14 protein-coding genes and 1 pseudogene are annotated in these 17,805 nt (G+C 37.4%); 13 read left to right on the forward strand and 2 right to left on the reverse strand.

Annotation, left to right across the window (positions count from 1 at the left end):
• From Q0X89_RS01755 to Q0X89_RS01770, 4 genes and pseudogenes are all read left to right on the forward strand, one after another.
• A pseudogene (locus Q0X89_RS01755) lies at positions 1-219 on the forward strand (phosphofructokinase); the annotation flags it as partial.
• A gap of 276 nt (positions 220-495) precedes the next feature.
• Positions 496-1,485: a 6-phosphofructokinase gene (gene pfkA / locus Q0X89_RS01760; protein WP_297690890.1), complete on the forward strand. Its 990-nt coding sequence runs from the start codon at positions 496-498 to the stop codon at positions 1,483-1,485.
• A 22-nt stretch (positions 1,486-1,507) separates the two neighbouring features.
• Positions 1,508-2,509 carry a type I glyceraldehyde-3-phosphate dehydrogenase gene (gap, locus tag Q0X89_RS01765; protein ID WP_297690891.1) on the forward strand — a complete coding sequence of 334 codons (1,002 nt, stop codon included), beginning with the start codon at positions 1,508-1,510 and terminating at the stop codon, positions 2,507-2,509.
• 80 nt (positions 2,510-2,589) lie between these two features.
• Complete coding sequence (locus tag Q0X89_RS01770; RefSeq protein WP_297690892.1) at positions 2,590-3,441, forward strand: N-acetylglucosamine kinase; 852 nt, start codon at positions 2,590-2,592, stop codon at positions 3,439-3,441.
• Here the strand turns inward: Q0X89_RS01770 and Q0X89_RS01775 are convergent.
• Together Q0X89_RS01775 and Q0X89_RS01780 are read right to left on the reverse strand one after the other, a co-directional pair.
• Positions 3,434-3,814, reverse strand: a complete 381-nt coding sequence (locus Q0X89_RS01775) for a RidA family protein (RefSeq protein ID WP_297690893.1) — start codon at positions 3,812-3,814, stop codon at positions 3,434-3,436. The two genes, Q0X89_RS01770 and Q0X89_RS01775, sit on opposite strands and share 8 nt — an antisense overlap.
• A gap of 71 nt (positions 3,815-3,885) precedes the next feature.
• Positions 3,886-6,585, reverse strand: a complete 2,700-nt coding sequence (locus tag Q0X89_RS01780; RefSeq protein WP_297690894.1) for a putative LPS assembly protein LptD — start codon at positions 6,583-6,585, stop codon at positions 3,886-3,888.
• A 254-nt stretch (positions 6,586-6,839) separates the two neighbouring features.
• On the opposite strand from Q0X89_RS01780, the gene Q0X89_RS01785 reads away from it, so the two are divergent.
• The 9 genes from Q0X89_RS01785 to Q0X89_RS01825 form a co-directional block, all read left to right on the forward strand.
• Positions 6,840-8,276: an N-acetylmuramoyl-L-alanine amidase gene (locus Q0X89_RS01785; RefSeq protein ID WP_297690895.1), complete on the forward strand. Its 1,437-nt coding sequence runs from the start codon at positions 6,840-6,842 to the stop codon at positions 8,274-8,276.
• A 55-nt stretch (positions 8,277-8,331) separates the two neighbouring features.
• A complete protein-coding gene (locus Q0X89_RS01790; protein ID WP_297690896.1) occupies positions 8,332-9,300 on the forward strand; it encodes an MlaD family protein in 969 nt (322 codons plus the stop codon).
• Positions 9,301-10,626, forward strand: a complete 1,326-nt coding sequence (locus Q0X89_RS01795) for a (Fe-S)-binding protein (RefSeq protein WP_297690897.1) — start codon at positions 9,301-9,303, stop codon at positions 10,624-10,626.
• A gap of 20 nt (positions 10,627-10,646) precedes the next feature.
• Positions 10,647-11,438, forward strand: a complete 792-nt coding sequence (locus Q0X89_RS01800) for a (Fe-S)-binding protein (protein ID WP_297690898.1) — start codon at positions 10,647-10,649, stop codon at positions 11,436-11,438.
• A 53-nt stretch (positions 11,439-11,491) separates the two neighbouring features.
• A complete protein-coding gene (locus Q0X89_RS01805; RefSeq protein ID WP_297690899.1) occupies positions 11,492-11,974 on the forward strand; it encodes an ABC transporter ATPase in 483 nt (160 codons plus the stop codon).
• Between the two features lie 120 nt (positions 11,975-12,094).
• Positions 12,095-14,812, forward strand: coding sequence for a glycoside hydrolase family 3 N-terminal domain-containing protein (locus Q0X89_RS01810; protein WP_367176856.1), 2,718 nt, complete (start codon positions 12,095-12,097; stop codon positions 14,810-14,812).
• Between the two features lie 112 nt (positions 14,813-14,924).
• Entirely contained in the window at positions 14,925-16,067 is a 1,143-nt protein-coding gene (gene bshA / locus Q0X89_RS01815; protein WP_297690900.1) for an N-acetyl-alpha-D-glucosaminyl L-malate synthase BshA, read from the forward strand.
• A 30-nt stretch (positions 16,068-16,097) separates the two neighbouring features.
• Complete coding sequence (locus Q0X89_RS01820; protein ID WP_297690901.1) at positions 16,098-16,454, forward strand: hypothetical protein; 357 nt, start codon at positions 16,098-16,100, stop codon at positions 16,452-16,454.
• Between the two features lie 116 nt (positions 16,455-16,570).
• The coding region (locus Q0X89_RS01825; RefSeq protein WP_297690902.1) for an OmpA family protein at positions 16,571-17,805 on the forward strand (1,235 nt) is incomplete at its 3' end.

Consider the following 17,805-nt stretch of genomic DNA (forward strand, 5'->3'; position numbering starts at 1 on the left):
CCCACAGCATACGGTAATCTTGCACTCGATTTAATACTTAAAGGAATTGATGGCCGGATGGTGGTATTAAAAAACGGGCGCTACGATCATGTGCCAATTGAAGTTGTTACAGAAACAAAAAAGTTCGTAAATGTTGATAAATTTTATAATCGCCCAAAACTTCATCCCTATTACAAAAATTTTGAAATGTTACCCTTATTCATAATGACGAATGATTAAAAGCAGCATTAATATATATCTCTTTCTTATTTTGATATGACATAACTTTTTTCAGACGTTTTGTTATTTTATTTGAGTAAGATATTTGACTTGCTTGAGATGACTATTTTTTTGCTGATTTAGAAAGGCTCAAAACAGTGGTAAATAGGAGGTTTTTGCGGTAAATTAAAGAAATTTACTACTACTGCACTGAGGTGCTGACAAGTGTTAAATTAAAGGTTTGACTAATTCTTTTTCTGCAATAAGTTTAGTAATTTTGCAACTCTAAATTTTTTAATGAATTCACAAATCAAAAAAATTGCGGTCTTTACCTCTGGAGGAGATTCTCCCGGAATGAACGCAGCTATAAGGTCAGTAGTACGTACATGTGCATATTTCAAGAAAGATTGCATAGGGATTTATCGTGGATATGAAGGCATGATTGAAGGGGATTTTCTTCCAATGAATGCCCGTAGTGTAAATAATATAATTAATAAAGGAGGTACGGTTCTGAAATCTGCCCGATGCGAGGAGTTTAGGACAGCAGAGGGACGCAAGAAGGCTTACGATCAGTTGGTTTCAAATAATATCGATGCATTTGTTGTCATTGGAGGTGACGGTAGCTTTACGGGAGCCCTCACTTTCTATGAAGAATACAAAATGCCTTTCATTGGAATTCCTGGAACAATCGATAACGATATTTTCGGAACAACATATACGCTTGGTTTTGACACTGCCCTAAATACGGTTGTTGAGGCCATTGATAAGATCAGAGATACCGCAAGTTCTCATCATCGACTCTTCTTTGTTGAGGTAATGGGCCGGGATGTAGGCCATATAGCCCTAAATTCAGGAGTAGGTGCTGGTGCTGAAGAGATACTTATACCTGAAGAGAATTTGGGATTGGATAGACTACTCGATTCATTAACGCGTAGTAAAGCCAGGGGAAAATCTTCTAGCATTGTAGTAGTAGCTGAAGGTGACAGAACCACAGGTAAAAATGTGTATGAGCTAAAAGAATTCGTGGAGTCTAATCTTCCGGCATACGATGTTCGGGTTTGTGTTCTTGGCCATATGCAACGGGGCGGAGCCCCTTCTTGTTTTGACAGGGTACTGGCGAGTAGGATGGGAGTAAAGTCTGTTGAAGCTCTTTTAGAAGGTAAAACAAATTTAATGGCGGGAATCGTTGATAACCAAATTACATTTACTCCGGTGGGCGATGCCATAAAAGGAAAATCAAAAATTGATAAGGAACTCATCAGGGTTTCTGATATAATGACTATATAGTTTTAATCTTAAACAATAAAAAATGTCAACACTTAAAATTGGAATTAATGGATTTGGTCGAATTGGTAGACTAGTTTTCAGAGAATCAGTAAAAAGAGATAATGTAGAGGTTGTAGCAATTAATGATTTATTAGCTGTGGAGCACCTGGCATATCTTTTGGAATACGATTCGGTACATGGTCGTTTTGATGGCTCTGTTGCCATTGAGGATGGAAATTTGGTCGTAAACGGAAAAACCATCAGAATTACTGGTGAAAAAGATCCAAAAATTTTAAAATGGGATGAAGTTGGAGCAGAATATGTAGCTGAATGTACAGGTATTTTTACTACAATGGAAACTGCACAATACCACATTGACGGTGGAGCAAAAAAAGTTGTGATCTCAGCACCTTCAAAAGACGCCCCAATGTTTGTTATGGGAGTAAACCATAAAGAACTAAAAGCTTCAGACAAAATAGTATCCAATGCTTCTTGTACTACGAACTGTTTAGCTCCCCTGGCCAAAGTGTTGAATGATAATTACGGCATAGCAGAGGCACTAATGACAACAGTGCATGCAACTACGGCTACACAGTTTACCGTGGATGGACCTTCGCGTAAGGATTACAGAGGTGGTAGAAGTGCGTTATTAAATATCATACCTGCTTCAACTGGAGCTGCCAAAGCGGTAACCAAAGTTATTCCATCTTTGGAGGGAAAACTTACTGGTATGGCATTTAGAGTACCAACAGCGGATGTTTCTGTTGTGGACCTAACGGTTCGTTTGGAAAAGGAAACTTCTTATGAAGATATTAAAAAGACATTTAAAGCTGCATCAGAGGGGGAACTTAAGGGTATTTTAGGATATACGGAAGAGGCCGTGGTCTCTCAGGATTTCATTGGAGATGCCCGCACCAGTATCTTTGATGCCGGTGCCGGAATTGAATTAAATTCAAAATTTTTCAAAGTAATTTCCTGGTATGACAACGAAGCAGGCTACTCTAATAAATTGTTAGACCTCGCAGAATATATTTCTAAATTGTAATTAATTAATTTTATTTGTGAGAATCCTCAAACTAAGCAAAACTTTGCTTAATTTGAGGATCCTTTTTTATTACAGGATTTATGATTTTAATAGTTGACAGCGGTGCCACAAAGTCTGATTGGATTGCTTTAGATGATAAGGGTAAAGAATTATTTATGACCCAGACATTGGGATTAAGTCCTGAGGTTTTAACCCGTGAGGTAATAGAAGACAGGCTGGCCAACAATTTTGAGTTGTCTAAAAACAAAGAAAAAGTTAGTCGACTTTATTTTTATGGTGCCGGTTGTGGTACAGACAGGATGAAAACTTTCCTGAAGAAAATTTTTAAATCCTTTTTTCCAAATGCTAAGGCGGAGGTTAAAGAAGATACTTTTGCTGCTATCTATTCTACAACTAAAATTGGACATCAGGGAATTGTCTGTATCCTGGGAACTGGTTCCAATTGCAGTTATTATGACGGTCACCAATTGTTTCAAAAAGTGACTTCTCTGGGTTATATTCCAATGGATGACGGAAGCGGCAATTTTTTCGGGAGGAAATTAATTCGCGACTACTATTTTCATAAAATGCCTCAAGACCTGGGAATTAAATTTGACAAAGAGTACGACCTTGATGCCGACGTAATTAAGGAAAACCTTTATAAGCAACCTAATCCGAATACCTATTTAGCGACATTTGCAAGATTCCTTATTGAGAATAAGGAGCATCGATATTGTAAAGGGGTTATAGACAAGGGTCTTCAACAGTTTGTTAACAATTACATCATGCAGTTTGAATTGGCTACCAAAGTACCCATTCATTTTGTAGGGAGTATAGCCCATTTCCTAAAGGATGAATTAACTGCAGTACTTGAAAGAAATGATCTTATAGTAGGTGTCATTCGCCAAAGACCTATTGAAGGACTGGTAGAATTCCACCAGGAAACTATCTGACAGCAATCATTGAAATCTCCACATTTACAAACTTGGGAAGATTTGAGACTTCAACGGTCTCTCTGGCAGGAGCTGTTTCCGGATTGAAAAATGAACCATAAATTTCATTAATATCTGAAAAAGAATTCATGTCCTTGACAAAAATGGTAGCCTTAACTACATCTTCAAAGGACATATCGGCAGCTTGTAGAATTGCATTTAAGTTGTCCATACATTGAAGGGTTTCCTTCTTTATATTACCTTCAATTAGCTTACCACTAGTGGGATCTAATGGAATTTGTCCGGAAATATATAAAATATTATTACTTAAAACTGCCTGATTATATGGCCCGATAGGAGCGGGGGCTTTGGAAGTGTTTATTATTTTTTTCATGGCTTATATTTATGTTGTTAAACGGAGTTGAAAATATATGAATACAAAAGGATGTTTTTAAGGATTTTCTGCTATCTGGGAGGTGGCTGACTTCTGTTTTCCCATTTTAGATCCTTTAGAATTGAGCTTTTAATTCCTATAAAGAAGTACCATCTTTCAAAATCACCGAATGGTGTCCAGTCAAAATTTAATTTGAAACTTTTTAGGTCGCGTCTAAACCTTAGCTGGGTAACTGTAAATCCTTTTCGTACAAAATCATAACCCGAGGACACCCCAACATCCCATCCGGGCGATAGGGTAATATTGCCTGAAAACATTAGAGAATTATTGGAAATTTCATTTTGTCGGGCGCTATTGCTATAGGTAACTGCATATTGTAATCTCAGATCCCATACAATTTTATTTTGATAAATAGGATTCTCAACATCTCTATCATCTACGTCGTCAAATCTACTTTCATCAAAATTATTTGCTTTGCCAAAAAGATCATCAGTCCTTCCCCCACTGGCCGCGACGTAAGCATCACCCTCTGTAGGGTATTCTTCACGGTCTTTGGTGGGTTGAAAATCTTTACTGCTTAAGGAATAACTTATGTTAGCCCTGGCCGAGGTAAGTCGGAACAGACTTCCACCGTTATTAATATTAAAGGTATTTATACGTCTTCCAGTGTTATCAATCGCATAAGGATCCAGATTGGCCCCAAAGTTTATAGACATTTTATTATCCAGAATATTTGTGCCACCAGTCAGCGCCACCGGACTTAAATTAAGCGAATCTGCCTGAAAATTATAACCTGTAGACAAATTAAAACTATTAAGTAGCATAAGCTTTTTTGGTTCCAGCGCCGTCGTATCCTTGTCCCGAACTTTGGCTTCGAGAGTATGTGCCAGGGAGAAGCTTAAAGAACTGGATTTACTATTTCTGGGAGCACCGTACAGGGTATTTTGAAAACGAGTATACTCAATAGTGTCTCCGGTAACTCCATTTATATATTCGTCATAATATTGATCAAAAGAAGGTGCCCAGCCGTAACTTACGGAGGGTCTCATGATATGTCGGATAGCCTGTATTTTTTTATCCTCTCCAAAATTGAATGTACCATAAACGGTTGTTCCTAAACTACTGCTTAAACTGTATTGATTAAAGCGATCAAAACCTTTAATGGTATCGGTAACAACTTCCTGTGTTTCATTATCAAAACGCTGATTATATGTTTCCAGGGTCCATACATCCTCATAATTACCACCTACACTGAGACTAAAATATTTGGCGACTTTAAAATTTGTACTTATTGGTATTCTGTGTCTGGCGCCAACTTTGGCGTCATCGAACATTCTGGCCGTTAAAAAATCATCAGAATTGGTTTTAATACTATTTCGGGCATTAAGATCATATTGAAAATTTATATTCTCTATTGCGCCTTTTTTTATCCCGTCCTTTTTGGCAAAAGGAAAAATCCGTTCCAGACTTCCTTGTAAGGTTGGAAGTGTTAAATCTACCGCATCAGTATTAGTGTTCTGATTGTGTGTCGCCGTTAAGCTCACATTCACAGAAGGATATGCCGGAAATGTTCTGGAATAGGAAATGGATGATGACAGGTTATTGATTTGAGTATTGGGCAAATTTTGTTGTAATAAAGAATTTCTATAATACTGGCTACTACCAAGATTTACAGATGCTGACAATCTGGAATTCGGATTGGCTTTTGAATCCTGCGAATGTGCAATCTGAATATTATAAATAGTCCCACGACTGTAATCATCAAATCCCTTTTGACTGGTAACCTGATTTTCATACCTGAAGTTAAAATTACCTCTGTATTTATAGCGTTTAGAATAAACAGATTGTGCTCTGAAACCCCAGCTGCCATTAGTGTAGAGGTCACCTGTAAGGGTAAGGTCTACATAATCATTAATCGGGACATAATAACCCAGGTTTTGCAGAAAATATCCCCTGTCCGGGTCATTTCCAAATGTAGGCATCATTACTCCTGCAGTTCTTCCTGTTGTCAAAGGAAAATAGGCAAATGGCATCGCTATAGGTGTAGGTACATCAGCGATGTAGATATTACTAAATCCGGCTATAACTTTTTTCTTTGGAACAAACTTTGCCTTCCTGACTCTGATGTAGTAATCCGGATCTATAGTGTCCTTGGAGGTGGTTAACTTACCTTCACTTAAAAAATAAACGGAGTCGTTCTCCTTTTTAGTAATCGAAGCATAAACCTTCATCGCATCAGATCCAAGTTGCCCTAAACCTGCCTGTTGTTCGGTTCTGGAATTCCAAATCAGGGCTTTTTGCGTGTCAAAATTAAATCGGATTGAATCCGGAATTACCACGTTTTCTCCCTGTTTAAAATAAGGTACCTGCGAATAATTACCTAACGAATCTTTCATACGCCCGGCATATACTTCATTTTTGACGTAATCCATTATGATTATACCGGCTTTTAATTCTGTGTCCTGATAATAAATTTCAGCTTCATTGTACAGGTAAATTTTTTGATCCTTCTGACTTAATTTAACATAATCTTTGGCCTTGTATTTAATCTTATCAGTTAAAAAACCCTCTTTTCCATTAATGGAATCTGTTTGTATAGAATCTGTCAAAACGGTATCTAATTCTATAGGAACAGGCATAAGTGGCGCCTGTATAGAGTCTCCGACAGCTTTAATAGGTAAAGGTCTTACCAAATCTTCCTGCGCAGAGAGCTTAATAACGCTAATGATAAGCAGGAAAAAGAAAAGTAGAGAATGTTTGTTTGATAGCAAAGCGATAAATCCTATTTTTGTAACGGTAAGGCTTCGTTTTTGGTAATCAAACTTACATATATTTTTTGGTCTGCCTGTAGCACATTACAATAAATTTAACCATAGCAAATGCTATTAAAATTGTTTTAGCAGGCGAAAAAACATAATTGTGATTTTGATTAACAAAAGGAATAAATCTAAAAGTATTTTAAATTAGGAAAAGATTTAAAACCATTACAATTGTTTCATTTTCACTAAAATATAACTCTAAACAAATGAAGTTGAATAAGTTTTTTTTCATTCCCCTGGCAATAACGTTTTTCTTGCTGTGCTCCTATATTGAAAGTGATGTAGTTGCACAAGCTAATCAATTTATTGTTGTACTGGATGCGGGCCATGGTGGTCATGATCCGGGTAATTTGGGCAACGGCTACATGGAAAAAAATATAGCGTTGAGTATTGTATTGAATGTTGGAAAGAAATTGGAATCCCATCCGGATATAAAGGTTATTTATACCAGAAAGGACGATTCTTTTGTAGACCTCTATGTAAGAGGAGAAATTGCGAATAAGGCAAATGCCGATCTTTTTGTATCTGTACATTGTGATTCACACACTTCTGATGCCAATGGTGCCGGTACATTTGTGCTGGGCTTACATGCAAACAAACAGAATTTTGAAATTGCAAAAAAGGAAAACTCTGTGATTTATCTGGAAGATAATTACGAATCTCGCTATGCCGCTTATGATATTAACTCGCCGGAGTCTGTGATAGGCTTAACCATAATGCAGGAAGAATTTTTGGATCAAAGCATTATGCTGGGAAAGATGATGCAGGATAATTTTTCTAACAATTTGAGACGTAATGACCGAAAGGTAAAACAGGCCGGGTTTATTGTTCTGCATCAAACTTTTATGCCCAGTGTTCTTATAGAAACAGGTTTTCTCACTAATAAGTCAGAAGGAGTATACTTGAACTCCAAAAAAGGCCAGGAAGAAATGGGCACTGCCATTGCCGATGCCATTATCAATTATAAAAATAATACCAGAGTTAATCTGGAAGATGCTGCTTCTTCTAACGAAATTACCACAGCGGATAAAGCTGAGGAAACCCCGGTTGCTGAGACTATAGCAGTTGTGGAATCCGAAAAAACAGCAGCCACAGAAATCCAAAAAGAAGCTGCGAGAAAAGAAATTAAGGAACCGGTAGCCGTTGTCTCCAGTGATTTGCCTCCGGCCGAAACTCCCGTGAATACTCAAGCTAAACCTGAAGAAGCTCAGGTAAAGGAAGAGGCTAAAGTAATCCCAAAAGAAGAAGTAGTTGTGGATCAGGTAGAAGAAAAAGCCGCCCCTATTGCTGAAGAGCCCGTTATTACCCCAGAGATCGCTGAGACAAAAGAAGAAGTTATAAAAGAAGAGGTAAAAAAAGAAGTAGTTGTTTCAGAGTCGGAAGTAATATTCAAAGTACAATTATTAGCCAGTTCAAGGGTTTTACCTTTGCTTTCCGAAGAATTTAATGGATTGAGTTCGCTCTCAACAGAACGTTATAAGGACCTTGTGAGATATATGTACGGAAAAACCAATTCATATGCTCAGGCAAAACTATATAAGGCCAATGCCGACGCTAAAGGCTATGTTACTTCCTTTATTGTGGCCTATAAAGATGGAAAACGAATTCCTGTACCGGAGGCCTTGAAATACGTCTCTGAATAATGGAAGGTCTTCTGAAAATTATTTCTAATTTTGTTTGTAATCTAAATCTAGTCGTTTGAAGCTATCCAGAGAAATTAAAACGGGAATAATTGTTATCGGGGGTATTTTGCTGTTTGTAATGGGTTATAGTTTTCTTAAGGCAACTCCTTTATTTAATAATAGTAAGATCTTTTATGCTGTTTACGAGCATGTCGGCGGTTTACAACCCGGTACACAGGTATCCATCAATGGATTTAATGTAGGAAACGTTAATAATATTACTTTTAAAAACGGGAGTGGTAACCTTCTTGTTACATTTTCTGTGGATAGTAATTTCGAATTTTCAAAAAATAGTATTGCGGAACTTTATGATACCGGAATTATTGGGGGAAAAGGAATTCAAATAAATCCGGTTTTCGATGGTGCTCCGGTTGCAAAATCAGGTGATACCCTGACTTCGAATATTAAACCTGGTTTAACGGATTTATTACAACAAAAATTGGCTCCTTTGCAGTCCAAAATTGAAGGCGCAGTCTCCAATGCAGATTCTTTGCTAATAAATTTCAATGATGTCCTGGATGAAGAGACAAAGAGGAGTTTACGCGAAAGTATCCAGGGACTTAACGTTACAGTACAAAGTTTTCAATCAACTGCTGCGACTCTTAATTCATTGTTGGCAGATAATAAGAGCAAATTAGACAGTTCCATAACTAATATTAACACTATTACAACCAATTTTTCTGCAATCTCAGATTCAATTGCTCAGGTAGGCCTAACTAATACAATAAGAAGCTTGGAAACTACGATAGGCAATATGGATAAAATGCTGGCCAAAATAGAAAGTGGTGAAGGTACGCTGGGACAATTGGTAAATAATGAGGAACTATACAATAATTTATCTGAAGCTTCCAAAGAATTAGACCTACTTTTACAGGATTTTCGCTTAAATCCAAAGCGTTATGTGAATGTGTCTGTTTTTGGTAAAAAACAAAAAGAATATGAGGTTCCGGAAGCGGATCCAGCTACAATAAATCCTCAAGAATAGATGCAGTACCTGCCAAATGTTATTTTTCTAATTATTTTAATTACCGGTATTGGTTATTTTGCCGGCAATGTAAAAAAGCTTGTCAGGAACATTAAGCTGGGAAGAGGTGAAATGCCTGCAGATAATAAGTCGCAGCGATTTAAGAATATGGCCCTCATAGCTTTAGGGCAAACCAAAATGGTAGTAAGACCAATAGCAGGTTTCTTACATGTAATTGTTTATCTCGGTTTTATAATTATCAACATTGAAGTCCTCGAGATTATAATTGACGGTATTTTTGGCACCCACAGAGTTTTTGCACCACTAGGTAAAATTTATAATATTCTTATTGCATCCTTTGAAGTGCTTGCTCTTTTGGTAATACTGGCTGTGGTTATATTTTGGCTGCGCAGAAATATTATTAGGATAAAACGCTTTATTAAGCCTGAAATGAAAGGTTGGCCAAAAAAGGATGCTGATCTTATTTTGTACATTGAATTGGTTCTAATGATTTTGTTCCTAACAATGAATGCGGCAGATTATCAGCTTCAGCTTCTGGACACACCTAATTATACCAAGGCTGGTCTTTTTCCTGTTAGTCAATTTATCACTTCTGTTTTCGAGGGTATGTCGGTAAACGGAATAATCCTGGTGGAACGTATCGCGTGGTGGATGCATATAGTCGGCATTTTAGCTTTTCTTAATTATTTGTACTATTCAAAGCATCTGCACATATTACTTGCCTTTCCAAATACCTATTATGGAAAACTTACTAAGCCGGGTCAGTTTACAAATCTTGAGGCTGTAACCAGGGAAGTGAAATTAATGATGGATCCCAATGCTGATCCATTTGCAGCACCGGCAGAAGATGCCCCACCTCCGGATAAATTTGGAGCCTCAGATGTCATGGATCTAAACAAGGTGCAGTTGTTGAATGCTTATACTTGTACAGAATGCGGGCGTTGCACCAGTGAATGTCCGGCAAACCTTACGGGAAAGAAATTATCACCAAGGAAGATAATGATGGATACTCGTGATAGGTTAGAGGAGGTGGGTAATAATTTGAATGCCAATAAGGGAGAATTCATTGAGGATGGTCGCCAGTTATTAGGAGATTTTATTTCACCTGAGGAATTATGGGCATGTACTTCCTGTAACGCATGCGTAGAAGCTTGCCCGGTAAGTATAGACCCATTATCTATAATAATCAGTATGCGACAGTATCTGGTCATGGAGCAATCGGCTGCGCCAAGTGAACTTAATGTTATGATGGGCAATATTGAAAATAATGGAGCACCCTGGCCCTTTAATCAAATGGACAGGCTTAATTGGGCGGATGAATCATAAAAAGCAAAATATACTAGATCATGAGTGAGGAGTTGAAAGTACCGACAATGGCTGAGCTTTTTGCTGCAGGTAAGGAACCGGAAGTTTTATTTTGGGTAGGTTGTTCGGGTAGTTTTGATGACCGGGCCAAAAAAATTACCAAGGCTTTTGTGAAAATACTTCATAAGGCTAATGTGAGCTTTGCTGTTCTTGGAACAGAAGAAAGTTGCTCAGGCGATCCTGCTAAACGAGCAGGAAATGAGTTTTTATTCCAAATGCAGGCGGTAACCAATATTGAAGTTATGAATGCCTATGGAATAAAAAGTGTTGTAACCGCTTGTCCACATTGTTTTAATACTATTAAAAATGAATATCCGGAGCTAGGTGGCAATTACCAGGTAATGCATCATACTCAGTTCATGAATAAGTTATTGGAGGAAGGAAGAATCACTTTGGAAGGGGGCAACTTTAAAGGAAAACGTATTACATTTCACGACCCTTGCTACCTTGGAAGGGCAAATAACGTATATGAGGCACCGAGGAATCTTATTAAGAAACTCGATGCTCAACTGGTAGAAATGAAGAATTGCCGAAAGAAAGGCTTGTGCTGCGGAGCCGGAGGAGCTCAGATGTTTAAAGAACCCGAGAAAGGGGATAAGGATGTGAATATTGAACGCACAGAGCAGGCACTGCAGACTCAACCCGATATTATCGCAGCGGCCTGTCCGTTTTGTAATACGATGATGACCGATGGTGTAAAAAACAAAGAGAAAGAAGATTCATTAAAAGTAATGGATATCGCAGAGTTAATAGCTAATGCCGGGGATTTATAGGAAGTACAGAGGATCTGTAAAAATGCCGAATATTGACTAAAGGAGAATAAAATATGCTGGTAAACTTTGATTCATTAACGGAAACTGCAAGAGTTTGGGTATACCAGGCTAACAGAAGCTTTTCAGAAAAAGAATTGGTCGAAATATCCGATGCCCTAGACAGATTTATTTCGGAATGGACTGCCCATGGCAGTGACCTCAAGGCAGGATATGAAATTAAATATAAACGCTTTATAATAATTGCTTTGGATCAGGATTTTGCTTCTGCTTCGGGCTGTTCTATAGATGCATCTGTACATTTCATACAAGAGCTGGAAAAGAAATACAATGTAGATTTATTGGATAAAATGAACGTGTCCTATAAACAAGGCACACATATTGCATATAAGCCGTTGGGAGATTTTAAGAAAATGGCTAAGGACAGGGCCATATCTAAAAAAACAATAGTTTTTAATAATTTAGTTACGAATAAACATGAATATATAAATCATTGGGAAGTGCCGGCATCTGAGAGCTGGCATAGCCGTTTTTTATAAAATAATGTGTAAGGCCTTATTAGATTTTTTTAGATAGTCTAATATCCCACAAGGGCAGCAATAATTACTAAAGTGCAATATTTAATTGTGTTTTAAGTTAGTACCTAGAATATTATGCTTATGGGGAAACACCTACTTTCTTTTCTATTATTTGCTTTATTACAGGTCGCTCAAGGTCAATATGCTCCATTGGTCAGCAAGGATACATTATCTCAGGAGAAATGGGTAAAGGACAAGTATGGTACTATGACCTTGGAAGAAAAGATTGGCCAATTGTTCATGGTGATAGCATCCTCCGGAGAAGATAAAGCTGCTATTCAAAAAATAAAAGGATTAATAAAGGATCACAATATTGGAGGATTAATTTTTTCCAAAGGTGGTCCCATGCGTCAGGCTAAACTAACTAATGAATATCAGGCCTTATCCAAAATACCTCTTCTAATAGGAATGGATGCCGAATGGGGTCTGGCGATGAGACTCGATTCCACCTACGCATTTCCATGGAACATGACCCTGGGGGCAATACAGGATACCGCAATTGTGGGAAGAGTGGGAAATCAAATAGGTAAGCACGCAAACCGACTTGGGGTTCATATCAATTTTGCGCCGGATATAGATATAAACATTGACCCAAGAAATCCAATAATTGGAAATCGGTCTTTTGGTGAAGACAGAGAGAATGTTGCTATAAAGGGCATTGCTTTTATGAAGGGTATGGAAAAAGCCGGAGTACTCTCCAGCGGGAAACACTTTCCCGGTCATGGGGATACCTATGTAGATTCACATAAATCCCTGCCCAAACTCGATTTTACCAGGCAGCGATTAGATAGTATTGAATTATATCCTTATACGAAGCTTATAAAGGAGGGACTTAGCAGTGTGATGGTAGCCCATTTAAATGTTCCGGAATTAGAGCCTGAAAATAAGCGGCCTTCATCCCTGTCCAAAAATATAATTACCAATTTGCTTAAAAATCAGTTGAATTTTGAAGGACTGGTGTTTACTGATGCTTTGAATATGAAAGGAGTTTCGGACTTCGCAAATAATGGGATTACTGAGTTAGAGGCATTTTTGGCAGGCAATGATATTTTGTTAATGCCAAAGGATTTTATAAGAAGTAAGGAAACCTTTGTAAAGGCTTATCAGAAAGGATTAATAACTGAAAGGAGGCTTGCATATTCAGTAAAAAAGATATTAATGGCCAAATTTAAAGCCGGTTTAAATGAATATCGTCCAATAGATACCAATAATCTAATTGAAGACCTGAATAGCCCTGAAAATGATGTCATCTATGAAGAGGCTATAGAGAGTGCAATAACAGTTATAAGAGATAAGCTCAATCTTATTGGGATCAAAAAACTGGAGAATAAGAAGATCGCCTATGTGAAATTTGGGGATGGCGTGAATGCACCTTTCTTGGAAACATTGAATAAATACGCTGAAGTAACCCAGGTAAATGGCCGTGATATAGCTACTCTGAAAAAGAAACTTTTTGATTTTAATTTGATTATAATAGGATTTCACAAGAGTAATGAAAGTCCATGGAAGCCTTATAAATTTTCTCAAAAAGAACTTTTTTGGCTTCAGGAAATTTCACGGCAGAGGACATCCAACGTTTTGCTGAGTGTATTTGCCAAACCTTATGCACTCTCCGATATAACGGCTTATAATGATATAGACGGGATCCTTGTTGCTTATCAGAATAGCGAACTGGCGCAGAAGAAAGCAGCGGAAGTCTTATTTGGGGCTATTCCTGCTAAGGGTAGCTTACCTGTAACTGTAAGTCCGGAGTTTCCAGTGAATACTTCCGTGAAAACAGAATCTTTATTACGTTTAGGCTATAGTACACCTGAAAGGGTAGGGATGAGTTCTTTAAAACTTGCTAAGGTAGATCAATTGGTTCAGAATGGGTTGGATTCCCTAATGTACCCGGGAGCACAGGTATTAATTGCCAGAAAAGGTAAAGTAATTTACAACAAAGCTTTCGGTAAGCCAACATATGAATCTGAAAATCAACTAACTACAAATAATATTTACGATCTCGCATCACTGACTAAAATTCTTTCAACCCTCCCAGCAGTTATGAAAATGGAAGAAGATGGGAAAATAGCTTTAAATGATACATTTAAGGATTTAATCCCCGAATATGCCGATACGGAGATTAAGGATGTAACGGTCCTTAAGGCGTTAAGTCATTATGGTAGGTTACCGTCCTGGATTGCCTTTTACCTGGAAACCTTAAATGACAAAAGAAGGCCTTCACCCGAATTTTATAGAACTAATCCGTCTGATGGCTTTTCCATTAAGGTTACCGACAGGATGTATCTGAAAGACTCTTACAAGGATTCTATTTATAGTCGGATAGGCAGACAAGGACTTAAATCAAATAGATATCGTTACAGTGATGTTCCTTATTACATCTTCAAAAAATATATTGAGGAAACCTATAATTCCGGTTTGGATAATTTAATGGATAATTTCCTGTTCAAGCCTCTGGGAGCAAACCATACAGCATATAATCCATTGAAAAAATTCCCAATTAATACAATTGTCCCTTCTGAGGTAGATAACTATTACAGATACCAGCTTGTTCAGGGATATGTGCACGATATGGGAGCCGCAATGCAAGGCGGGGTAGGAGGGCATGCAGGTTTGTTCAGCAATGCAAATGATGTGGCAAAAATTATGCAAATGTATATTCAGGGAGGCTATTACGGGGGTGAGCGATTTTTAAACCCACGGACTATAGAAAAATTTAAACAGGACATATCCATCCGCTACAAACAGACTTTTGGTGAAATCAGAACTTCGAACGAGGATTCAGAAGGCAATTTATGATTCTCTTATCAATTAGGCAGCAATTTAAATCTTAGATTTGTAGTTAAGATTAGTTGTATCTCTTTATAAGAAGTAAGAGACTAATATACAGCAATTTAAAAAAGTTTATTAAATGAAAATAGCTATAGTATGTTACCCAACATTTGGAGGAAGTGGTGTTGTTGCTACGGAATTAGGTATAGCCTTAGCTAATAGGGGGCATGAGATCCATTTTGTTACCTACAGGCAACCTGTTCGGCTTGAATTATTGAGTAATAAGATTCATTTTCACGAGGTACATGTACCTGAATATGCACTTTTTCATTACCAGCCTTATGAATTGGCACTTTCGAGCAAACTTGTTGATACTATAAAGCTATATGGCATTGAATTACTTCATGTACATTATGCAATACCTCATGCTTATGCGGGGTATATGGCAAAGAAAATACTGGAAGAAGACGGGATTTATATTCCTATGATTACTACTCTTCACGGTACGGATATCACGCTGGTGGGGAACCATCCTTTTTACAAACCTGCAGTGAACTTTAGCATTAATAAAAGCGACGTAGTAACTTCAGTATCAGAAGATTTAAAACAGAAAACAATAGATTTTTTCGATGTTAAAAAGGAAATTGAGGTAATTCCAAACTTTATAGACAGAACAAAATACAGTTTAGAATTTACGGATTGCCAGCGAACTCTTATGGCGGATGAAAATGAAAAGATAATCACACATATAAGTAACTTCAGAAAAGTAAAGCATATTCCTGACGTAATTCGTGTTTTTGATGGTATTCAAAAGCAAATACCGGCAAAATTGATTATGGTAGGTGAAGGTCCCGAAAAGGAGCACGCTGAATTTTTATGTGAACAACTGGGCATTACGGATAAGGTTGTATTTCTGGGTAATAGTAATGAAATAGACAGAATCCTGTGCTTTTCAGATTTATTTTTACTGCCATCCAAATCGGAAAGTTTTGGTTTAGCGGCACTGGAAGCTATGATCAACAGGACTCCTGTAATATCGAGTAATACTGGTGGTATTCCTGAAGTTAACATACATGGTGTAACAGGTTATTTGAGTAATGTTAATGACGTAGATGATATGGTTAAAAATGCCCTGAAAATACTTAGTGATGATGCTGTACTGGCTGAGTTTAAACAAAATGCGTACGAAGTGGCCTTAAATTTTGATATTAAGAACGTATTACCATTGTATGAAGCATTGTATGAGAAGGCCTATAAGACTCATTACAATAATACCTATTAAAGCAATTTCTCATGAGAATTCTACCCATTAATGCTTGTACTAAGTGATAATTATGGAGGCACGGAAACAGAACAGTTAATGGTTATAAGAGATAATAAGGCCTTAAAAAATTTCTTTACCAAGGTAAATATGACCAGAAAGCCTGGACTTCCTGTTCCGGAAATAGATTTTGATAAAGAAATGGTCGTTATTTATTGCAACGGAAAAACAACGGATGTGAACACTCCGGTACTAAATAGAGTGCAGGATAAGGATGATAAAATTGTCTTTTCACGAGTTACTGATTCTAATCAAAAAAAAGATGTTTCTACAGCAGTTTTAATGCCCTTTCATCTATATAAAATGCCACTTACCGAGAAGGAAATTATCCTGGTTAAAGAAGAATAATTATTAGTTTTAGTTTTCGGTTTCATATCGAAGATTTCTGCACTTAGAAGCAATAAGTAGGATTCGTATTTAATGGGTAGTAATTTTGTAATGTAATAGTCCTAAATCATTACATTATGAAATCCTACGTAACAGCGGCCATTGCTATTCTTCTCTTTGGTATAACTACAATTTACGCACAGGAAGAAATTCAATCAATAGAACAGGAACAACTTCAGTTAGATCAACAGGAGGAGCTACAATTAACTGCTAAAGACAGTATGGTGGTTAGTTCATGGATGGTTGGCCTGGGTTGGAATTTTGTAAATGATTCGGGAGATAGATTAAACAATTTTACCAAAATTAAAGATTATTGGAACGGTGTTGCTTTTCCATCCAGAATAAATATTGGCCGTTATTTTAGGAGTGGAATAGGCTTGGAGGCAATTGCCACTTATAACAACTACAAAAAAGGCAACCTCATAGATGGTGTTATAATCCCCGAAAACAAGGAATATTTTGGTTTTGATACCAGGTTTAGTTATGATTTAAACAAAATATTTGGCCAGACTGGCTGGTTTGACCCCTATCTGGGTGTTGGAGTGGGTTATACTTATGCCAATGATGTATCCAGAGGTACTTATAATGGGGTTATTGGATTTAGAACGTGGTTTTCAGATAGATGGGGACTGGATTTTAATACCTCAGGGAAATGGTCCTTTGGAAATGAAGCTTCCAACCATGTACAGCATGCTGTAGGCGTTGTTTACCAATTTAAAATTGAAAAAGACCTTACCAAAAAAGGCCTCAAAAAATTGGCTTTGATTAAGGCTATGGAAGAAGAGGCTAAACGTGTTTCAGATTCGATTGATGCGGCTTTAGAAGCCGAAGCTGCAGCTGCTGCACTTGCAGAAAGGCTGGCCAGAGAGAAAGAAGAAGCCAGATTAGCTGCATTAGAAAAAGAAGCTCAGGAAAATTTAGAAAAAATGGGACTTCTAAAATTACAAAGCGCAATTGATGAATTGGGCTATGTATATTTTGATTTTGATTCATCTTATCTAAATGACAAATCAAAAAACACCCTCGACAAAGTAGCTGTTTTGATGCAGGACAATTCCTCATACTCCTTCCTGGTGGAAGCTCATGCAGATTCAAGAGGTCCTAAAAAATATAATTTATGGTTATCTGACAAAAGGGCTCAGCGTGCAGTAGCATATTTGGAGGGTAGAGGAGTTGCAGGCAACAGGTTAGAGGCAATTGGTCATGGTGAAGAACAACCAGTCAACAATTGCGTTGACGGAGTATATTGCCCAGAAGAGCAGCATAGGTTGAATAGGCGATCATCAGTTACTATTACGATATTGATAAATCA

The sequence above is a fragment of the uncultured Eudoraea sp. genome (assembly GCF_947258525.1).
Classification (GTDB): Bacteria; Bacteroidota; Bacteroidia; order Flavobacteriales; family Flavobacteriaceae; genus Eudoraea.

What these genes read in the sequence shown, in the direction of transcription:
- Q0X89_RS01770 (WP_297690892.1), top strand. Translation starts at nt 2,590, where the DNA reads ATGATTTTAATAGTTGACAGCGGTGCCACAAAGTCTGATTGGATTGCT.
- Q0X89_RS01820 (WP_297690901.1), top strand. Translation starts at nt 16,098, where the DNA reads ATGCTTGTACTAAGTGATAATTATGGAGGCACGGAAACAGAACAGTTA.
- Q0X89_RS01785 (WP_297690895.1), top strand. Translation starts at nt 6,840, where the DNA reads ATGAAGTTGAATAAGTTTTTTTTCATTCCCCTGGCAATAACGTTTTTC.
- gap (WP_297690891.1), top strand. Translation starts at nt 1,508, where the DNA reads ATGTCAACACTTAAAATTGGAATTAATGGATTTGGTCGAATTGGTAGA.
- Q0X89_RS01805 (WP_297690899.1), top strand. Translation starts at nt 11,492, where the DNA reads ATGCTGGTAAACTTTGATTCATTAACGGAAACTGCAAGAGTTTGGGTA.
- Q0X89_RS01775 (WP_297690893.1), bottom strand. Translation starts at nt 3,814, where the DNA reads ATGAAAAAAATAATAAACACTTCCAAAGCCCCCGCTCCTATCGGGCCA.
- Q0X89_RS01810 (WP_367176856.1), top strand. Translation starts at nt 12,095, where the DNA reads ATGGGGAAACACCTACTTTCTTTTCTATTATTTGCTTTATTACAGGTC.
- bshA (WP_297690900.1), top strand. Translation starts at nt 14,925, where the DNA reads ATGAAAATAGCTATAGTATGTTACCCAACATTTGGAGGAAGTGGTGTT.
- Q0X89_RS01800 (WP_297690898.1), top strand. Translation starts at nt 10,647, where the DNA reads ATGAGTGAGGAGTTGAAAGTACCGACAATGGCTGAGCTTTTTGCTGCA.
- pfkA (WP_297690890.1), top strand. Translation starts at nt 496, where the DNA reads ATGAATTCACAAATCAAAAAAATTGCGGTCTTTACCTCTGGAGGAGAT.
- Q0X89_RS01795 (WP_297690897.1), top strand. Translation starts at nt 9,301, where the DNA reads ATGCAGTACCTGCCAAATGTTATTTTTCTAATTATTTTAATTACCGGT.